At 39.6% G+C, this 18,712-nt stretch carries 16 protein-coding genes; 14 read left to right on the top strand and 2 right to left on the bottom strand.

The features are described 5' to 3' along the window. The first annotated feature begins 183 nt into the window (after positions 1-183). The 8 genes from PHR02_RS09555 to PHR02_RS09520 are packed head-to-tail and all read left to right on the top strand — an operon-like array spanning position 184 to position 8,165. On the top strand, positions 184-2,082 hold the full coding sequence (locus PHR02_RS09555; protein WP_299991528.1) for a flagellar assembly protein A: 1,899 nt from the start codon (positions 184-186) through the stop codon (positions 2,080-2,082). Beyond that, positions 2,079-2,642: a Holliday junction branch migration protein RuvA gene (ruvA, locus tag PHR02_RS09550; RefSeq protein WP_299991526.1), complete on the top strand. Its 564-nt coding sequence runs from the start codon at positions 2,079-2,081 to the stop codon at positions 2,640-2,642. Before PHR02_RS09555 ends, ruvA begins: the two co-directional genes overlap by 4 nt. Positions 2,643-2,653: 11 nt before the next feature. Continuing rightward, a complete protein-coding gene (locus PHR02_RS09545) occupies positions 2,654-3,694 on the top strand; it encodes a D-alanine--D-alanine ligase (RefSeq protein ID WP_299991523.1) in 1,041 nt (346 codons plus the stop codon). 2 nt (positions 3,695-3,696) lie between these two features. Then, entirely contained in the window at positions 3,697-4,431 is a 735-nt protein-coding gene (locus tag PHR02_RS09540) for an alpha/beta hydrolase (protein WP_299991520.1), read from the top strand. A 9-nt stretch (positions 4,432-4,440) separates the two neighbouring features. Continuing rightward, entirely contained in the window at positions 4,441-5,883 is a 1,443-nt protein-coding gene (murF, locus tag PHR02_RS09535) for a UDP-N-acetylmuramoyl-tripeptide--D-alanyl-D-alanine ligase (RefSeq protein WP_299991518.1), read from the top strand. Then, positions 5,883-6,368 carry a TRAP transporter small permease subunit gene (locus PHR02_RS09530; RefSeq protein ID WP_299991516.1) on the top strand — a complete coding sequence of 162 codons (486 nt, stop codon included), beginning with the start codon at positions 5,883-5,885 and terminating at the stop codon, positions 6,366-6,368. Before murF ends, PHR02_RS09530 begins: the two co-directional genes overlap by 1 nt. A gap of 3 nt (positions 6,369-6,371) precedes the next feature. After that, a complete protein-coding gene (locus PHR02_RS09525; RefSeq protein WP_366141184.1) occupies positions 6,372-7,655 on the top strand; it encodes a TRAP transporter large permease subunit in 1,284 nt (427 codons plus the stop codon). A gap of 9 nt (positions 7,656-7,664) precedes the next feature. Further along, positions 7,665-8,165 (top strand): HIT domain-containing protein, encoded by a 501-nt coding sequence (locus PHR02_RS09520; protein ID WP_299991513.1) that lies wholly within the window; start codon positions 7,665-7,667, stop codon positions 8,163-8,165. 45 nt (positions 8,166-8,210) lie between these two features. On the opposite strand, the gene PHR02_RS09515 is transcribed toward PHR02_RS09520, so the two are convergent. Beyond that, positions 8,211-8,879 carry an OmpA family protein gene (locus tag PHR02_RS09515; RefSeq protein ID WP_299991511.1) on the bottom strand — a complete coding sequence of 223 codons (669 nt, stop codon included), beginning with the start codon at positions 8,877-8,879 and terminating at the stop codon, positions 8,211-8,213. 172 nt (positions 8,880-9,051) lie between these two features. Between PHR02_RS09515 and PHR02_RS09510 the strand changes: the two genes are divergently transcribed. After that, positions 9,052-9,729: a response regulator gene (locus PHR02_RS09510; protein ID WP_299991509.1), complete on the top strand. Its 678-nt coding sequence runs from the start codon at positions 9,052-9,054 to the stop codon at positions 9,727-9,729. Between the two features lie 8 nt (positions 9,730-9,737). Here PHR02_RS09510 and PHR02_RS09505 read toward each other — a convergent pair whose 3' ends face one another. Next, entirely contained in the window at positions 9,738-12,164 is a 2,427-nt protein-coding gene (locus PHR02_RS09505) for an ABC transporter substrate-binding protein (RefSeq protein WP_299991506.1), read from the bottom strand. 340 nt (positions 12,165-12,504) lie between these two features. On the opposite strand from PHR02_RS09505, the gene PHR02_RS09500 reads away from it, so the two are divergent. The 5 genes from PHR02_RS09500 to PHR02_RS09480 form a co-directional block, all read left to right on the top strand. Then, positions 12,505-13,926 (top strand): TolC family outer membrane protein, encoded by a 1,422-nt coding sequence (locus tag PHR02_RS09500; RefSeq protein ID WP_299991504.1) that lies wholly within the window; start codon positions 12,505-12,507, stop codon positions 13,924-13,926. 59 nt (positions 13,927-13,985) lie between these two features. Beyond that, positions 13,986-16,166: a type I secretion system permease/ATPase gene (locus tag PHR02_RS09495; protein ID WP_299991501.1), complete on the top strand. Its 2,181-nt coding sequence runs from the start codon at positions 13,986-13,988 to the stop codon at positions 16,164-16,166. After that, positions 16,163-17,500, top strand: a complete 1,338-nt coding sequence (locus PHR02_RS09490; RefSeq protein ID WP_299991498.1) for an HlyD family type I secretion periplasmic adaptor subunit — start codon at positions 16,163-16,165, stop codon at positions 17,498-17,500. Before PHR02_RS09495 ends, PHR02_RS09490 begins: the two co-directional genes overlap by 4 nt. Further along, positions 17,501-18,091 carry a LuxR C-terminal-related transcriptional regulator gene (locus PHR02_RS09485; RefSeq protein WP_299991496.1) on the top strand — a complete coding sequence of 197 codons (591 nt, stop codon included), beginning with the start codon at positions 17,501-17,503 and terminating at the stop codon, positions 18,089-18,091. It begins immediately after the preceding gene. Between the two features lie 94 nt (positions 18,092-18,185). After that, positions 18,186-18,712: hypothetical protein (locus PHR02_RS09480; RefSeq protein WP_299991493.1), on the top strand; the 527-nt coding region annotated here is incomplete at its 3' end.

Below are 18,712 nucleotides of genomic sequence, written 5' to 3'. Positions count from 1 at the left end.
TTCGCACCCAACACGGATGTCATCAAAACATCACGCCCTAGTCCCGTAACACGGGAGATGAGAATACCAAAAGAGTTGGAGAATATCGATTTAAACATAGTCTTATTGCAAGTCCAAAATAAATTTTACGTGATTTTAACCGACAAGTGATTAAAATAGGCACACTGATGAAAAGGATCAATTATGGGGCTGTTCAAAAAAGAGGGTGAACATGAGGTAGAAATACCGCAGATTAAACCTATCGTTATGCGTACATCAAATGTTGCTAAAGAACTGTTGCAAGCATCTATTAATTTTAAAGTTCCTGTCAATTCTCTCGACTTTCATCTTCTCGATACACAAACCTTTAGCAAAGTTTCTGAAAATGCGGCGGATGATTGGCTCGAACTCTCCTCAGATGAAGTAAAAGATTTAAAAGAAGCAGATTTTCTCAATTCGAAGTTTCAGCTCAAACAAGTACATGAAATAGAAATTTTCTCGATCACAGAACCACACACCCTAGATTCTATCGATATGTCTATCGGCGGGAATAGCTCTTTATGCAAAATATATTTGACGATTAAAGCCGGAAGCACTGCCAGTTATTATGAAAACTTTCAAGAAGATTTTATTCATTTAGTTAATAAAAAAATGCTTCGTGCCAATCTCATGGTGGGTGTATTTAATGCGGTTATGATCCCAAACCTAAGTGATTTTTTGGCAAAAGTCCGTGTTCAAGAAAGCATTCGATTTGAGGCACAAGAACGTTATCAAATCGCGCAAGGATATGAGCCGGTAGAGACGGTTAATGATAAATTAATCCTCCATTATGAAACCAAACAACACAATACGGATGAATATGGACGCGTAGATTATTCAAAACGGGGTTATTTGGTGAGCGCCGTAAAAGATGAACTGCTGATCGAGTATATAAAACCTAAGCAGGGGGAAAACGGTCGAAATTGTCGTGGGGAGTTTATCGCTCCAAAAGAGCCGACGATCAAATATGAGCCTACTTTTGCAACCGGAGAAAAGATAGCCGTTTTGGATACCCCTACGAGTATCGAGTATCGTGCCGGAGCAGGGGGATATGTTACTTTTGAGGGGGGCGTTTACGATATCAAAACCGAAGTAGACGTTACCGAAATCAGTTTTAAAACGACCGGTTCGATTGAAACACAACTGGATGCGGATGTTTCGATCAACGTAAAAGAAAAAGATGTACTCAAAGATGCAATCGGTATGGGGATGGAGGTTACGGTTAACGTTATCAACATCGATGGTAATATCGGTCCAAATGCCAAAGTGACTGCTAAAAAAGCTGTTGTTGAGGGACAAGTACATCAAAGTGCTATCATCAGTGCCGATGAGTTAACGATTAACATACACAAAGGGACGGCGTATGGTAAAAATGTCCACATTACACGCTTGGAACACGGTATCGTTGAAGCGGACAAAGTAACGGTAACGCAAGCGACCGGAGGCAAGATCCGAGCACGTGAGATTACGATTGAGATGTTGGGGTCGCATGTTAAGATGACCGCTTCTCATCTCATAGAGATTCAAAAAATTCAGGGTGGAGAAAATCAGTTTATCATCGACCCGATGTTGAATGAATCCACTGAAAATCTGGAAGAGCGTTCTTTACAAATGAAAGCCGTCAAAGAAGCGATTCGGGATATTCAAAAAGAGTTGAGTGGGTATGAGCAAACATGGCGTGAAAATGCCCCCGCAATGGAAGATTTAAAGCGTAAATTAGCACACTACAAAACGAACGGGATTAAAATGCCGGTAGCTTTCGTTCAAAAATATCAACAAAATCAACAATTTAAAGAAAAATTGGATTCTCTTCGTGCTGAGCTCAAAACAAAAGAGGATCAATACGCTTGGCTCAGTGAAAAACATACGGCTTTGCAAAATGAAATTTTTGATGCGAGAATTATCAATCATGACCGATGGAAAAATCACAACGAAATTACGTTTAAATTGATTGATCCACCTATCGAGGTGTTTTATGTTCCTCCGCATAATACGGACGAAAAGATATTAGGATTATATGAAGATGATGACGGAGAATTCTCAATTAAGGTGCTTACACGATGATTATTGGTTTAGAAGGAATTATTGATTACAAAGAACCGACATCGCTCCATTTGAATGTCAATAGTGTCATTTATGAGGTGTTTATTTCACTGCATACCTACAGCACGATTGGCTCCGATAAAGTACGTTTGCACATCCATCATGTTATTCGTGAAGATGCTCAGCAACTGTACGGATTTTCTCAAAAAAGTGAAAAAGTTCTCTTTGAAGGGATGCTAAAAATCAACGGAATCGGTCCAAAAGCTGCTCTTGCAATCTGTAGCACCTTTACGCCGGAGCAGTTTGCGGGTATTATTTCATCTAAAGATGTCAATGCACTGAAAAAAGTTCCGGGAATCGGACCCAAAAGCGCGGCTCGGATTATGGTGGAATTAGCCGGTTTCGATGCAATACTGTTAAACTCGGCTCCATTAGCCAATTCGTCAACAACGGAGGCAATGATGGCGTTAGAGTCACTTGGATTTAAAAAAGAACAGATTGCTAAAGCGCTGAGCGGATCGCTTGCGACGGACACTCCAACGCTGGTTAAAGATGCGTTGAAACAATTACAAAAACTTTAAGGATATTAGAAATGAAAATGGCTATTGTATTCGGCGGAGCAAGTTATGAACACGAAATCAGCATCGTTAGCGCGATTACTGTAAAAGGAAAACTTGAATCGACTTTTGATTTAAGCTTCATATTTTGTGATCAAGATCATAAATTTTACCTGATTGATTCCTCAAAAATGAAAGCGATCACTTTTTCGCGCGGCGAGCACAAAAAAATGGGGCAACTCTTTATGGTCAATGGCGGTTTTGAGCAACGTGGAATGTTTGGATCAAAAAAATATGAAATGCCTATTTTAAATCTCATTCACGGTGGAGATGGTGAAGACGGTACTCTGGCAAGTATGTTTGATTTTTACTCGATCCCTTTTATCGGTCCACGAAAAGAAGCGGCGATGCTCAGTTTTGACAAACATTACACCAAATGGTTTGCCGCGTCAGTCGGGGTAAAAACACTCCCTTTTGAAGTGTTGCATAAAAATGACCAGCGCCAACTCACTACCCCTTATCCGTTTATCATTAAGCCCGCTCGTTTGGGCAGTTCTATCGGTGTGAGTATTGTTCGTGAAGCTCAGGAGTTGGATTATGCGTTGGATGTTGCGTTTGAATTTGATGAGGTTGTGTTGATTGAACCGTTTATCTCTGGGGTTAAAGAATACAATTTGGCCGGTTTTAGCGCACGCGGAGAGATCACGTATTCGATTGTAGAAGAGCCGCAAAAAGCTGAATTTTTAGATTTCGAGAAAAAATACCTCGATTTTTCTCGCTCAGGAAGTGTCGAGCATGCTGAAGTGAGTGAAGCGTTGGTTGGCCAATTGCGTGAGTCATTTGCTAAAATTTATCTCCCTTTGTTTGAGGGGGCTATCATTCGTTGTGACTTCTTTGAAATTGAGGGTGAAGTGTATCTCAATGAAGTGAATCCAATCCCAGGATCAATGGCCAATTATTTATTTGATAATTTTAGCGGTTCGGTTCAAAAATTGTTAGGGGCGCTTCCGTACAAAAAAGCAATCCGTGTCAATTATGACTATATCCACTCGATTTCCAGCGCCAAAGGTAAATAAGCGTGGCAGTAAAGTCTCTCCAATACAAACAGCACACCTTTTCGATCAGTTATGAGATACTGAACCCCACCGCTCAGATCGATTTGATTTTTTTACATGGGTGGGGATCGCATAAAAATTTGATGAAACATGCATTTGCTGAACAGTTGAAGCAGTTTCGCCATATCTACATCGATATGCCTGGGTTTGGAAACAGTACCTGTAATATGGCACTGACCACCGAAGACTACGCTACGATTTTAGAATCCTTTCTTTCAATGATCGAAGCGGATAAAACGGTTATTCTCGGACACTCATTCGGCGGGAAAGTGGCGACGCTGTTGCACCCGGATATCTTGGTATTGGTTGGTTCTGCGGGGATATTGGTCCCTAAACCGTTAAAAATACGGGTAAAAATTGCTCTTTTTAAACTCTTAAAAGTGACCGGTTTGACACAGCTTCGTCGCTTTTTTATCGCTCCCGATGCACAGGGCCTCTCTCAGCCGATGTATGAGACGTTTAAAAGTGTTGTGAATGAAGATTTTAGTGAGAAGTTTCGAGCATTTAAAGGAAAAGCATTGCTCTGTTTCGGTCGTCAGGACACTGCAACACCGATGTGGACAGCCTATAAAATCGCTGAACTGATTAATGATTCACAGGTTGTTGAATTCGACGGAGACCACTATTTCTTTTTGGAACAGGGTGCTACGGTAGCCAAAGAGATTGAGAAAATCGTTTTAAAAAGTTTAGAACACTAAGGAAACACAATGGATTTGATGCAAATTGGGGCATTTTTTACTAATATCATTTTTGTAATGACTCTCGGATGGTATTTGATTACCAATCTTCAATGGTACGATTATCGGATTGAGCGGGTTGTGTTACGTCACCATAAAACATGGTGGCATGTCGTTTATTTTATCGTTCCGTTTGTTGCGTATTACACAACGGGAAAATTCTTTGCTATTTTCTTCTTTTTCGCGGTTCTCCCCTCGATTATCATGTGGCACCGTAAATTGGATAAAAAAGTTGTTTTAACATGGCGAGTCAAGCGGTTTTTGATTCTCCTTTTTTCATTAACCGTATTTCAAAATATCCTTTGTAGTCTTAAAGAGGGATGTGAACTGTTCGGAGTCTTTTTACCGCTTTTAATGACGTATCTTGGTTCTTGGGCAATCGAGAAATTTTTGTTTGAAGCGTATAAAAAACAGGCTAAACGTAAAATTGCTCAGATGAGTGAGCTAAAAATTATTTGTGTAACCGGTAGCTACGGAAAAACATCGATGAAAAATTTTATCGCACAAGTGTTGGGAGAAAAATTTAATGTTTATGCAACCCCGCGCAGTGTCAATACGCTCGGCGGAATCATTCGAGATGTAAATGAAGCTCTCCCTTCCAATACCCAAGTGTATGTATGTGAAGCAGGAGCGCGTGAAGTGGGTGATATTTACGCTATTGCACAATTATTACACCCTCAAATCGTCGTAGTAGGGAAAGTTGGGCCTCAGCACTTGGAATATTTCAAAACACTTGAACGTATTCAACGGACCAAACTTGAGATTATCCATTCTGATCGCTTGAGCCGAGCATTCATCCATACCTCTGTAACCGATGAGCCTCATGATAAAGTGACTTTTTTCGGAGATGATATTCAAAATTTAGAAGCAACGCTAGAGGGGATTGATTTTGATCTAAAGGTTGCCGATGAAGTAACCCATTTTCATACGTCAGTTCTTGGCGGTTTCCAAACGATCAACATTAATGCAGCGATATTAATCGCACAAGAGATGGGAATGAAGAATGAGGAGATCATTTCTGCGGTCAAAAATCTTAAAAGCGTTGAACACCGACTAGAGCGGATCGATGCCGGAGGCAAAATCATCCTTGATGATGGCTACAACGGGAATATCGATGGGATGTTAGAGGGGATTCGTCTTTGTTCTCTTCATGAAGGACGAAAAGTGATCGTTACCCCTGGATTGGTAGAGAGTACGGAAGCACTGAATGTACAATTGATTCACGCGATCAATAGTGTTTTTGATATTGCGATTATTACCGGTTCCTTGAATGCCGCTTTATTTGAAAAAGAGTTGAGTGTGCATCAAAATATTATGTTAGCCGATAAATCGCAAATGGTTAAAGTCCTCGGTGAAGTGACCCGCGCAGGGGATATCATCCTTTTCGCCAATGACGCACCGAATTTTATCTAATGCGCCTCTTTGTCCGGTTGATCGATTGGAGCGGTAAGAGTGCTGCCGCTGCTCTTATTTTATTGGTTCTTTTAATCGTTTATGATGCAACCGTACGGTATCTATTTCACTCAGGTTCACTTGCCCTGCAAGAATTAGAATGGCATCTTTTTGATGTGATTATTCTCCTTTCGATTGCCTATACCTTTTCCCATGATGGACACGTTCGTGTTGATATTTTCTATGAACATTTTAGCCCAAAAACGAAAGCAATCGTCAATCTTTTAGGTTCATTGTTCTTTGTTCTCCCTTTTTCATTATTGATCATTTATTTAGGCATTGATTTCGTTCAGCTTAGTTTTTCGCAGATGGAAGCATCTGCTGATCCGGGGGGCTTACCTTATCGATTTATTATCAAGTCATTTGTCCCCATCGCTTTTATCTTGATGATGGTTCAAACCTTACGGGTTATTGTTGCATCGTACAACACAGTGAGAGGGGTTTAGATTATGGCGATTATCATGCTTTTTATCGCCTTGGCTCTTTTGGGTGTCGGTATTCCGGTGGCATTTGTGTTTGGAGGTGCCGCATTGGCGGCGGCATTACTCTCACCGGAGATCGGGTTAGAAGTTTTTAACGTATTACCGTTTCGTATTTATGGCATTATGAGCAACTCAACCTTAATGGCGGTTCCACTGTTTATTTTAATGGGATTGTTATTGGAACGCTCAGGTACCGCAGAAAAACTGTTGATAGCGATGACGTCGATGTTTGGTACGCTCAAGGGGGGACTCGCCGTTAGTGTCGTTCTTGTGGGGGCGATTCTTGCGGCAACGATGGGCATTGTCAGTGCCTCGGTTGTGATGATGTCTTTGATCGCTTTACCGCTCATGATACGTGCGGGGTATTCTAAAGAGCTTTCAAGCGGTACGATCGCCGCAAGCGGTACCCTTGGACAAATTATCCCCCCTTCTGTTATTTTGATTATTTTGGGCGATGTCATGAATATCAGTGTGGGGGATCTGTTCGCAGGAGCCATGTTGCCGGGGCTCCTTTTGGTGGCTTTGTACATCATCTACATTGTGGTTATAGCACACCTTAAGCCGCACATGGCACCTCCGTTGCGAGATGAGGATCATCACGGATCGTTTGTTTCTTTGGTTTGGGCGATAACACCGATGCTGCTTCTCATGATTATCGTTTTAGGGTCTATTTTTAGCGGAATAGCTTCACCCAGTGAATCGGCAGCTTTCGGGGTTATCGGTGCGTTGATTATCTCCCTACTCAATAAAACACTCACACGCACGATGTTGCGACAATCGTTGCGTGAGACACTAAAGCTTAGTGGTATGATCTTTATGATTTTGATCGGGGCAACGGCGTTTAGTCTTGTTTTTAACGAACTGGGCGGAACCGATCAGATCATCGAGTTTTTCGGCAATAACGTCAGTAGCGCATGGATGTTTATCTTTATTGCGATGTTGGTTATTTTTATTCTCGGGTTCTTTATTGATTTTATCGAAATTTCTTTTATTATCGTTCCTATTTTACTTCCGGTAATGCACGCTTATGGGATCGATCCGTTGTGGTTTGCTATTTTGATTGCGATGAATCTTCAAACCTCATTTCTGACCCCGCCTTTTGGACTTTCACTCTTTTTTGTCAAAGGTGCCGCCGGAGATTCAGTCACATCAGGGCAAATCTATCGGGGTATTATCCCTTTTGTCCTTTTACAGATAGTTGCGTTAGCGTTAGTCATGAGCTTTCCCAACCTAGTATTTTCATTTGTGTAGGAGAGAATGATGGAAAATGAGATTTTATACGCCCCATGGCGTAACGATTATGTGAGTGGTGAAAAAATAGAAGGGTGTGTATTTTGTCATATCAGTACACATGCTAACGAGGATGAATCACTTCATGTTTTGTATCGTGATGAGCACTGTTTTATTGTCATGAACCGCTATCCTTATACCCCAGGCCATTTTATGATTATCCCTCACGAACATACGGATGCGCTTGAAGCACTTGATCCGCAAATATGGATTCACATGAGTGCGTTGGCACAACGCGGTGTCCGGATGCTCAAAGAATCTTTTGGTGCGCACGGTGTAAATATTGGGATGAATCTCGGGCGTGCAGGAGGTGCGGGTATTGCAGAACATATTCACCTGCATGTAGTACCACGATGGGAAAGAGATACGAATTTTATTACCTCGATCGCCCAAACAAGAGTTTACTCAACTGATTTCGAGACAATTTACCATCGCTTAAAAGAGGCAGCAAAAAATTATTTTGAATTGTAAGATCAGATAGTAATCTCCTAGAGTGGAGATTATGCGGCAGATATTTTACCGGATTTCGATTTCGATACGGCGATTTTGAGCACGTCCTGCATCAGTATTATTGGTTGCGATTGGTTCTTTAGAACCTTTCCCTGATGTTTTGATACGATTAGCATCAATACCTTTCGTGATTAATCTGTCGGCTAATGCACGTGCACGTGCTTCAGAACGAGGTTGATTTCGCTCATCATTTCCGATAATATCCGTATGTCCTACAATCGAGATATTCGAGGCAGGGTTATTCTTCATAAAATTGGTGAGATCGATTACATCTTGAGCAGCTGAGGTAGGGATAAGGTTTGACGCAAAGGCAAAATTCAGGTGGAGTGTGACACTTTTTGGGCACCCTTTAGCATCTACTTGATACCCTTTTGGGGTATCAGGACACTGATCTTTTGAATCAAAGACACTGTCAGCATCAGCATCCCCTTCACTTTGAACCGCTGGAGCTACCACAGTCACCGGAACTGAAGAGGTGATAGGCGTACTTTTTTTCTCTAAACAGCAATCTGGATGCTTAGGTGCAAAACTCTCAGCAGCAACGGACATTGTACGGTTCTGTTCGCCGTCAAAATACGTGATATTTTGCTCTGCTGCTTGAATATTCACCACAGATCCCATTAGTAATGCTGAAAGGGCAAGTGCAGTGTGTAAATTAAATAATGGATTTTTCATAGAAGAGAAGATTCCTTTGATCTTTGGTTTTTTTATTATTATCGTCATTGTAGCATACAAATTGTAGTTCAAAAGTTCAAATTCAGTGCATATTTATTCTGCGATTCATTTGCGATACGAGTAAGCTAGAATGAAACAAACTATTTCAGATTATAGAATTTGGAGATAAGAAATGTTAGAACGTCTCAAAGACAAAACGATCCTTTTTCTTGAAGATAATGTCGAATTTGCTGCTAACACCATTGCTTTATTGCAAGTTTTTGTTCGTAGTGTTTATCATGCTAAAAATATATCTGAAGCACATCAAATTCTCCATTCTGATGCTATAGACATTATTATTTGCGATGTTAAACTAAAAAATGAAAACGGTCTTAATTTTATACGCGATTTTAGAGAAAAAAATAGTGCAACTCCCATCCTTATCATTAGCGGTCATAAAGATGAAGAATTTTTGTTTCGTGCTATTCCACTGAGATTAACTGCCTATTTACTTAAACCAATAAAATATGAAACGCTTATTGATGCCTTAATAAGCTGTCTTGAAGTTATTGATTCCTATCAAATAAAAAAAATAGAGTTAAAAGAGGGTTGGTATTACGATACCGAAAATAAGTGTTTACATAAAGAGGGGGAAGGATATAACCTTAACAAAAAAGAGGCACTTTTTATGGAACTTCTCGCCCAAAATAGGGACCGACTTATTACCAAAGAGATGATTAATGCAGCGGTTTGGCAGTTTGAAGTGATGTCAGATTCAGCGATTACTAATTTCATTTTACGTATTCGCCGCCGTTTCGGTAAAAATTTCATCTACACGCTCCCAGATATTGGGTATCGGCTAAAAACTTAAGAGAAGGTTTAGCCTAGTTGAACTCGTGCACACAAACCCATGTTCCCATTGCTAAGTTCCAATTTCGCATCATATTTAGCGGCAATCTCAGAGCACATTTGTAGCCCTAAACCGTTGATGGGAGCATTCAAATCCATTCCGCCTCCATTATCACAAAAAGAGACTTCTTTGTCCGTAATGTGAATGATGATTTCAGGATGGGGTATTTGTCGTTTTTTGAGTACTTCGATCGCATTGTTTATCAGATTGAGCCAGACTTGCATCCACTCATTTTTTATCCCTGAAATTACAATGTTTTTATCTCCCTTTATGGTTATTATTATTCCATTATCTAAAAGCTTTGTTTCTATAATAAAAAGAGAACCTTGAATGGACTCGATGATATTAAACGGGGCGGAAACATCGCTTTTTTTGTAAAATTCGAGAAAGTTTTGCATTGTATGGGACATAAAATCGATTGTTTTTTCAATCTCGTCACATTGTTTAAGAAGTAGGTTTTCGTCAATACTCTGTTTGGTTTTCAGCTTTGCAATAGTAAGAAGATTGATGGAACTGAGCTTGGAGAGAGGTTCACGCCACTGATGGGAAATATTGCCGATTAAATTTCCGATTTCAGCTTGTTTACTTTTCTGTAAAACGATATTGGATTGCGTTAGATTTTGAGCTACTGCCTCTTTGATTTTTTTTCTTAGAAGAATATTCCATACAATCATGACCATACTAATCAGGGCAACAATTTCTAGCATCCTGATTATTATTACACCATAAGGATTTCGTTCGCTGATGAGTGGGGCATAACGGTTGTATATTTTTTGCACTGTTACTGGATTGATTCCGTTAACCAGTTTTTCAAAGATATCGTGTAGTATAGGCTCATCATTGCGAGTTCCTACAGATAATGAGACTTTTTCTCTTAGCCTGGAGGAGACTTTCAGTGTTCCCGTATGCTCTTTTTGAATGTAGGAAGAGACAACCATGAGGTTGTCAAGATAACCATAAAGTTCTCCCGATTCGACAAGGTTCAGTCCATCAGTAATTGATTTGACTTCGACAAGATTGAGTTCCGGATAGGTTGTTTTTAACTGTTCAACGATTGCGTATCCTTTGACGACCCCCAGTGTTTCTTTTTTTAGTGTAGTAATATCTTCAGTGAAGGGCTTATCAATTTTGGTTGCCATAACAATGGGAAGGGTAACGTAGGGGGAAGTGAAATTCATATATTTGAGCCGTTCTGGAGTACTCGAAGCGAGAGAGAATATATCGCATTCTCTTTTTTTAGCATGTTCTATCGATTCGTTCCATGTAGCGACTGGGAGAAAATTGATAGGGACACCAAGTTGTTTTTCAAACTCCCTTATCACATCTGCTGCAATACCTATATGCTGATTATTTCGTATCGCTTCAAACGGATACCACTCAGGATCCACACACATTACTATCTCTTTTTTAGTAAGTAAATATTGTTTTTGTACCGTTGAAAGCCGAATACCTTGAGTCGAAGCAATAACGTCTTTGAGCATGAATTTTCCGAGGGGTTGATCTGGTAATAGTCTCCCTGATTGAACCAATTGCTTGTAGGCACGGTTTGTTAGCTCTTCATTCGCTTGCCCTATGGGATAAAAATCGGTCATCATCATTTTTTTAGTCACTTTATATTCGTACATAAGTGCATCACGTGATTTCCCGGTGTGATATTTTTTTAGGAGCAATTCGATTATTTCGTTAGGATGATCGAGTGCATATTGCCACCCTTGATTACTGGCATCAATGAATCGTTGAGTCCTTTCCGGATTTTCAAGAGCTTCGCTGCGTGAGGTAAAAACGTTTACGGCACTCATCATGAATCCGTAATCGAAAGGGTCAAGAATAGTGTAGGGGATGTGAAGACGATCAAGCTCGTAAAGTTGGTTTGAACGAAAAACAGACATAACATCGGTTTTACCGTCAATAAAATCACGAATGTTAAAAGTATGGTTTAAAAAAGTAGCATTATTGGGAGAAATATCAAAATGGTTCAGCATCAGTCCGAGAGATGAAGAACGAAACTCATCTTTAGTACACATAATTCTTTTACCAATCAAATCTGCAGGGTTGTTTATCCCTTTTCGGACAACAAAAATAAGAGGAGAACGTTGATAGTAGGTACCAAGTAAAACAATCGGTGCCGGTTTGTTATTTGAAACGATAATGCTAGTATTGTAAGATCCATAGGTAGCTTTTCGATTTAAAATATCGGTGGCAGTATCGATATCGTTTTGGTATTCACGTAGTTCAACATCAAGTCCTGCATTACGGTAGAACCCTTTCTCTTTTGCCGCGATAAAACCGGCAAATTCGTATTGGTATTTCCAATCCAATTGCAGAGAGACTTTTTCTAAATTTTTTTGTGACCAAAGAGTGGAAAATATTGATAAAAATATCAAGATAAATTTCATTAAAAACCTCTATATCCTTGGTTGAATTGTATTTGATTTAAGCTAGTATAATTTTAGTTGGCTCATTTTTAACTTTTTTAGGCACAATTTGAACTATTAAAGTAACAATTGGACTACAATTACCTGTTATAATGTTGACTATAAAACAGTTCTAAAGGTTAAAAATTGTTATATTGAGAATATTTTTTTTAAATTTACGATATAGATGAGATGTGGAGAGACTATAATTTCTGAAGTTGACGATTTAAAATAGAATTTTGATATAGCAATTAAAGTGGATATAATCGATGTCCTGAAAAAAAACATTAAACTGAATAAGCCGTAAACTGGGAGAATTAGAATGCTACTAAAGCGCAATAGAGTTGTTTCAAAAGTTGTTGTCATGCTATCATTGAGTGCTTTTTCTGCGCTTCATGCTTTGACACTGCAAGAGGGAGTTGATGAAGTTCTTTCAACCCATCCTGTCGTTTTAGAACGGTTACATAACTATCGTTCTACACTTGAAGATTTACGGACAACTGAAGCGCAATATCTTCCGACACTTGATTATTCTGGAAGTATCGCGAGAGAGAAAACAAAATCACCAAGTACCGGTTTTGCTAGCCGTTCATTGACATCGTATGAGCACTCTTTGCAATTGACCCAAAACTTATTTAACGGTTTTGGCACTATTTATGAAGCTGATTATAATAAAGCCCGTATTTTAGCAGCGGCAAATCATTATATTGAAAATGCGAATGATGCGGCTTATAATTTTACAAATACTTATATAAATGCGCTGAAAGCGAAAGATTTGCTGTGCATAGCCAAATCAAATGTTGATTTCAATAATGACATTTATACCAAAGTTAACAAGCTTTACGAAGCAGGGATGACAACCCGTTCTGAGTCTGAAAAAGCGGATACTTCTTTATCACTGGCAAAATCAAACTATGTGGTTGCAAAAAATAATCTGGATGATGCATTATTTAATCTAGAGCGGGTTTTAGGGCGTCAGGTAAAAGCAGAAGAACTCCAAGACGGTAACTTTCAAGGAACACTTCCTTCTTCATTGGAAGAGATGAAAAATTATGCTCGTGCGCACAATCCCTCTGTTTTAGTGAGTGAGTATAATATTAAAGCTGCACATGCGCAAAAAGAAGCATCATATAAACATTATTACCCTAAAATTGACGCATTTGCACGCCAAAGCTGGTCAAATGATGTCGGAGGATTGGAAGGAAAGGATGACCGTACTAAAATCGGACTTACTTTGAATTACAATCTTTACCGTGGCGGTGCCGATGAAGCACAGATTCAAAAAAATCTGAGCAAAATCTATCAAGAGGGCGAAAATAAACGAGAAACAATCCGTAAGTTAGACGAACAAGGACAGCTTTCTTGGACCGCAAAACAATATCTTAGTGAGCAACTTGAGCATTTAAAACGTTACGAAGTGACCAGTGCTAAAACGCTTGAGCTTTATCAAAAAGAGTATGACTTAGGTCGTCGTACCTTGCTCGATCTTTTGGTTGCTCAAAACGATCATGTAGCAGCACAATCGCAGATAGTGCGTGCCGAAAATGATCTTTTGTTTGCCCATTATCGTATTTTAGATGCGATGGGTTCTATGGTTCAAAATGTTTTAGGTTCAAAAGCTGATACGCACACGCAAAAAGTTGGATTGAACGTTTTAGATAATCGTCTGGACAATGATGATAATGTTGAAATTTTGATTTTTGCTGATCGTAAAATCGATAAATATAAAAGAGATGGTGAATAATATAATATTTATTTCGTCATAGTTACGTAATATTCTATTTTCCAATAAGGTTTTTGTGAATGAATGAAGAATTAGAATCACGGATTGCAGATCCGGAAGGAGCTGCGTTTGGTGTTGATCCACTCTTGCAATGTTTAGTTTTATTTACCCAACTCTATCATAAACCTTTTACCGCTGAAGCTCTGATGGCTGGTCTGCCAGTTGCCCCTTGGGGTGGAGCTTTACGTCTCTTTAGCCTTAAATCTTCCAAAGGACTTTTTGCACGTGCGGCAAGTCGCGCCGGATTGAAAAGTACCCTCGTAAATCGCAAGCTTTCTGATATTTCCGCCTTACAGCTTCCGATGATTTTATTATTAGAAAATTCACATGCGTGTATTTTAGATTCTATTTCACCTGATCGAAAAAAATGTAAAATCATCCTTCCTGCAGAAGAAGCGATTGAAGAGACAATACCTTTTGAAATGTTGGAGCAAGAGTATACGGGATTTGCTTTTCTAGTCAAAAAACCTTTCGTATACAATGAAAGTGATTCTCTTACTCTTAATATTAAACACAAACATTGGTTCTGGGATACCCTAAAGCTTTCCAAAAACATCTATCGAGACGTTATTTATGCAACAGTTCTGGTCAATTTGTTCGTTTTAGCAAGCCCGCTGTTTACAATGAGTGTTTATGACCGTGTTATTCCTAACAACGCAACTGAAACCCTCTGGGTGTTTGCTATTGGAGTGTTGGTAGTTTATGTACTCGATACGTTTTTAAAATTTACCCGTGCGATGCTTTTAGAGAGTGCGGGTAAAAAAAGTGACATTATTATGTCATCGATTATTTTTGAAAAGGTACTTGATCTTAAAATGGCGTCTCATCCTAAATCTGTGGGATCGTTTGCAAGTAATCTTAAAGATTTTGATTCGATTCGTTCTTTTTTAACTAATGCTACCCTCACTGCATTGGTTGATTTTCCCTTCGCACTTTTATTTTTATTAGTGATTGGCTATATTGGCGGTTGGATGGTAGTAGTTCCTATCGTGATGATGCTTCTAATTCTTGCTTATGCCCTTTTTATGCGAAATCCCCTTCGTGAGAGTATTGAAGAGACACATAAAGCCTCTGCTGCCAAAAGCTCAATTCTCATCGAGGCACTTCAAAACATTGAAACCCTTAAGACTCTTGGAGCTACAGGTCAGGTTCAATGGGCATGGGAAGAGGCAACTGGTGAGATTGCTCAGAGGAGTTTGAAATCTCGATTGATCTCCACCTCTATTAGTACCGTAACCGGTTTTTTAACTCAGCTTACTACTGTTCTTTTGGTTATTGTAGGTGTCTATTTGATTGGTGAGCATGAACTTACTATGGGTGGTCTTATCGCCATTATTATCATCGCCGGACGAACCGTAGCTCCAATGGGACAAGCTGCAGCGTTGATCGCGAATTATTCCGATGCAAAAGCTGCGTACGATGCGATTGAGGGGATAATTTCTCAGCCTTCTGAACGTCCGTATGGGAAAAAGTTCATTACCCGTCCAGAACTCAAAGGGGAGATTGAATTTAAAAATGTCAGTTTTTCCTATGATGAATCGAATCACAGTGCCCTCAAAAATATCTCATTTTCGGTCAAACCAGGTGAAAAAGTGGCAATTATCGGAAGAATCGGTTCAGGGAAGAGCACCATCTCAAAACTTCTACTTCATCTTTATGAGCCTACCGATGGATCTATTTTGCTCGATGGTATCGATATTAAACAAGTTGATCCGGCAGATTTGCGCAAAAATATTGCTTATGTTTCTCAAGATATTACTTTATTTAAAGGAAGCGTAAAAGATAACATCGCGTACCGTTCTACCCGTGCGAGTGATGAACAAATGATTCGTGCTTCAGTCATTTCGGGTGCAGATGAGTTTATCCGCAAACATCCGCAAGGGTATGAAATGCCAATAGGTGAGCGGGGGATGGGGCTCTCCGGAGGTCAACGTCAGAGTATTGGTATTGCTCGTGCACTGTTATTCGAATCTCCAATCATAATCATGGACGAGCCGACAAATGCTATGGATCAGTTGAGCGAAAATCGCCTGATTGCGAATCTAAAAAGCTATTTAGAGGATAAAACGGCTATTTTGATTACTCAAAAAAATACGATTTTACCGCTTGTTGATCGCATTATCGTAATGAATGAAGGACAGGTCTATTTGGACGGTCCGCGAGAACAGGTAATCGCTAAACTTTCAGGAGGTGTCGTATGAGTGAAAAAAAACGCTTCTCTTTTGACGCCAATGATTATCAGTTTATGCGCAGTGTTTCTGCCGCTGTTTTAGAAGATACTCCCTCACGTTTACGTTCTGTCCTTTTGTTTTGGATGATAACCGTCGTTTTTGTTTTACTATGGGCAGCACTTTCACCTATTGATGAAATCGTACGTGGTGATGGGAAAGTTATCCCTGGCGGTGAAAATCAGATGATTCAGCACCTAGAAGGTGGTATGGTAAGTGCCATTATGGTTAAAGAGGGTCAAAAAGTTAAAGCGGATGATATACTACTTCGTGTTGACAATCTAAAATCCTCCTCTACTTATGAAAGTTCTCAGTTCAAATCAGCCGAACTTCGAGCAAAAATTGTTCGTCTTCGTGCAGAATCTTCAGGAACTGCTTTTTCTCCAACGCCAGCTGATATTGCAAAAATTCCAATGCAGATTATGCAAGAGCGGAGTGTTTACAGCTCAAATCAGGAACGTCTTCGTTCTCAAATTTCAGCATTAAACGATCAATTAGCACAAAAACAAAATGAAAAAATCGAAGCTCAAGGGCGTATTATGGAGCAAAAACGTGCGCTTGCTCTGATCCGTGAAGAGGTAGCGATTTCTGAACCGATGGTGGCTCAGGGAATTAAGCCTCGTGTCGAATTTTTAAAGCTACAACGTGAGCTAAGTGACGTTAGTGAGCGCTATAACGCGGTGCTTTCTTCTATTCCAAGACTTAATGCAGCAATCAATGAGATGAGCAGTAAGATGCGTGAGGTGCGTTCTGAGTTTACGATGAGGGCGCAAATGGAGTTGAATGAAGCCGAAACGGAGTACAGCCGTGTAGGTGCTGAAAGTTCCGCTTTAGCCGATCAAGTGACCCGTACAGTTATTAAATCTCCGATTAATGGTATCGTTCAAAAACTATATGTCAATACGGTCGGTGGAGTGATAAAACCGGGTGATAATCTCATCGAAATCGTCCCGACTGAGGGGGGATTGTTAGCGGAAGCAAAAGTTAAACCTGCTGATATCGCCTTTATCTATCCAGGGCAAGATGCGATTGTAAAAGTGACCGCATACGATTTCTCTCTTTATGGGTCGTTGCATGGAAAAGTGGTAACGATCAGTCCTGATACCGTTACCGATAAAAATGACAATGTTTATTATGTCGTCAAAATTCAAACGGATAAAAAATATCTTGGAAGCAAAGAAAAACCGCTTAAAATTATCCCGGGGATGATGATCAATGTTGATATTATAACGGGCGAAAAAACAGTTTTAGAATACATTTTAAAACCAATTTTAAAAGCTAAACAATATACGTTTACGGAGCGATAAATGAAGTTGTATTTAATATCGGATGATATAACGCTACGTAGTCGATGGATTGGGATTTTAAGCTCTTTGCGCCCTACAACGCTTTCTGCTTTTTCATCGGAGATTGAGTCGCCATCTATTATCATGGTGTTAGACCGTGTTTTGAATAATCTTTCTGATGATGTATTGAACATTTTTTTTAAACATCACGTAATGGTTCTTTCAATGACTCCTAATTTTAATGAAGCACAAAAATATTTATCATTAGGGGCAATGGGATATGGCAATGCAATGATGCATGAATCACATCTACATTCTGTATATCAAGCATTGGAAGAGGGTAAAATCTGGCTCCATCCCGATTTTATTACGCTGATGATTTCACAAATACATGATCATAACGACACAAAAGAGAAATCATTAACAATATTGGATGCTCTGAGTCAGCGTGAACGTGAAGTTGCTATTATGCTCGGTGATGGAGCAACACATCAAGAGATTTCTGATGCATTAGATATAACTGTTCGAACTGTTAAAGCCCATGCAACTTCCATCTATCAAAAACTCGATGTAAAAGATCGTTTAGCCCTCTCTCTTCTCCTCCATACCTAATTTTCTTCATAATTAGTACCTAAGTACAATAGACTTGTTTTTGTCTCTGCGCTACAATTGAGAATATAAAATTTCTCATCAGTAGGGGATCATCATGGCACGAGTTATTGGATACGTAAAATCTTTGGAGCACGGTACTTTTTTTGTAAAAGATGCAAAAGGGAACATTCATCAGTTAAAAGCGGGTGAAGCGATTCATGAAGGTGAATTGGTTTATGGTGCAAAAAGTAATCCTAATAATGCTCAAATTGTTATTGATGTGACTCTACAAGGGGCTGGTGATCTCGTAATCGCTGGAAATGGTGCACTTAATTTCGATACGTCTCTACTCAAAGGTATCTTTAGCCATGAGGATGCTGTTGTTTATGTGAATTCTGTCAAAGAAGCGCTTGCTTTAGCTGGTGGAAATGTGACAAATGTTGAAACTGATTTACGAGACGGTCAAACTGCAGGTGAAGATGAAACGGCTGCGGGGGAAACTCTCAATAACCAAGAACGTGCTATTGATACCTTTAATGACCGTGATGGATTGATTAAAGATGTAAGAACAAATTTGAACTTTACCGATACTTCTCGTACAACTCCTACAAATGAAGACGGTGTGTTTAGACCGGTGATTGT

The organism is Sulfuricurvum sp., from assembly GCF_028688295.1.
Classification (GTDB): Bacteria; Campylobacterota; Campylobacteria; order Campylobacterales; family Sulfurimonadaceae; genus Sulfuricurvum.
This window is presented reverse-complemented; position numbering and strand designations above follow the sequence as displayed.

Excerpts from the sequence above, each read along its gene's own strand:
- PHR02_RS09520 (WP_299991513.1), top strand. The coding sequence starts at position 7,665 with ATGGAAAATGAGATTTTATACGCCCCATGGCGTAACGATTATGTGAGT.
- PHR02_RS09500 (WP_299991504.1), top strand. The coding sequence starts at position 12,505 with ATGCTACTAAAGCGCAATAGAGTTGTTTCAAAAGTTGTTGTCATGCTA.
- PHR02_RS09555 (WP_299991528.1), top strand. The coding sequence starts at position 184 with ATGGGGCTGTTCAAAAAAGAGGGTGAACATGAGGTAGAAATACCGCAG.
- PHR02_RS09485 (WP_299991496.1), top strand. The coding sequence starts at position 17,501 with ATGAAGTTGTATTTAATATCGGATGATATAACGCTACGTAGTCGATGG.
- PHR02_RS09545 (WP_299991523.1), top strand. The coding sequence starts at position 2,654 with ATGAAAATGGCTATTGTATTCGGCGGAGCAAGTTATGAACACGAAATC.
- PHR02_RS09510 (WP_299991509.1), top strand. The coding sequence starts at position 9,052 with ATGTTAGAACGTCTCAAAGACAAAACGATCCTTTTTCTTGAAGATAAT.
- PHR02_RS09530 (WP_299991516.1), top strand. The coding sequence starts at position 5,883 with ATGCGCCTCTTTGTCCGGTTGATCGATTGGAGCGGTAAGAGTGCTGCC.
- PHR02_RS09515 (WP_299991511.1), bottom strand. The coding sequence starts at position 8,879 with ATGAAAAATCCATTATTTAATTTACACACTGCACTTGCCCTTTCAGCA.
- PHR02_RS09490 (WP_299991498.1), top strand. The coding sequence starts at position 16,163 with ATGAGTGAAAAAAAACGCTTCTCTTTTGACGCCAATGATTATCAGTTT.
- PHR02_RS09505 (WP_299991506.1), bottom strand. The coding sequence starts at position 12,164 with ATGAAATTTATCTTGATATTTTTATCAATATTTTCCACTCTTTGGTCA.
- PHR02_RS09525 (WP_366141184.1), top strand. The coding sequence starts at position 6,372 with ATGGCGATTATCATGCTTTTTATCGCCTTGGCTCTTTTGGGTGTCGGT.
- ruvA (WP_299991526.1), top strand. The coding sequence starts at position 2,079 with ATGATTATTGGTTTAGAAGGAATTATTGATTACAAAGAACCGACATCG.
- PHR02_RS09495 (WP_299991501.1), top strand. The coding sequence starts at position 13,986 with ATGAATGAAGAATTAGAATCACGGATTGCAGATCCGGAAGGAGCTGCG.
- murF (WP_299991518.1), top strand. The coding sequence starts at position 4,441 with ATGGATTTGATGCAAATTGGGGCATTTTTTACTAATATCATTTTTGTA.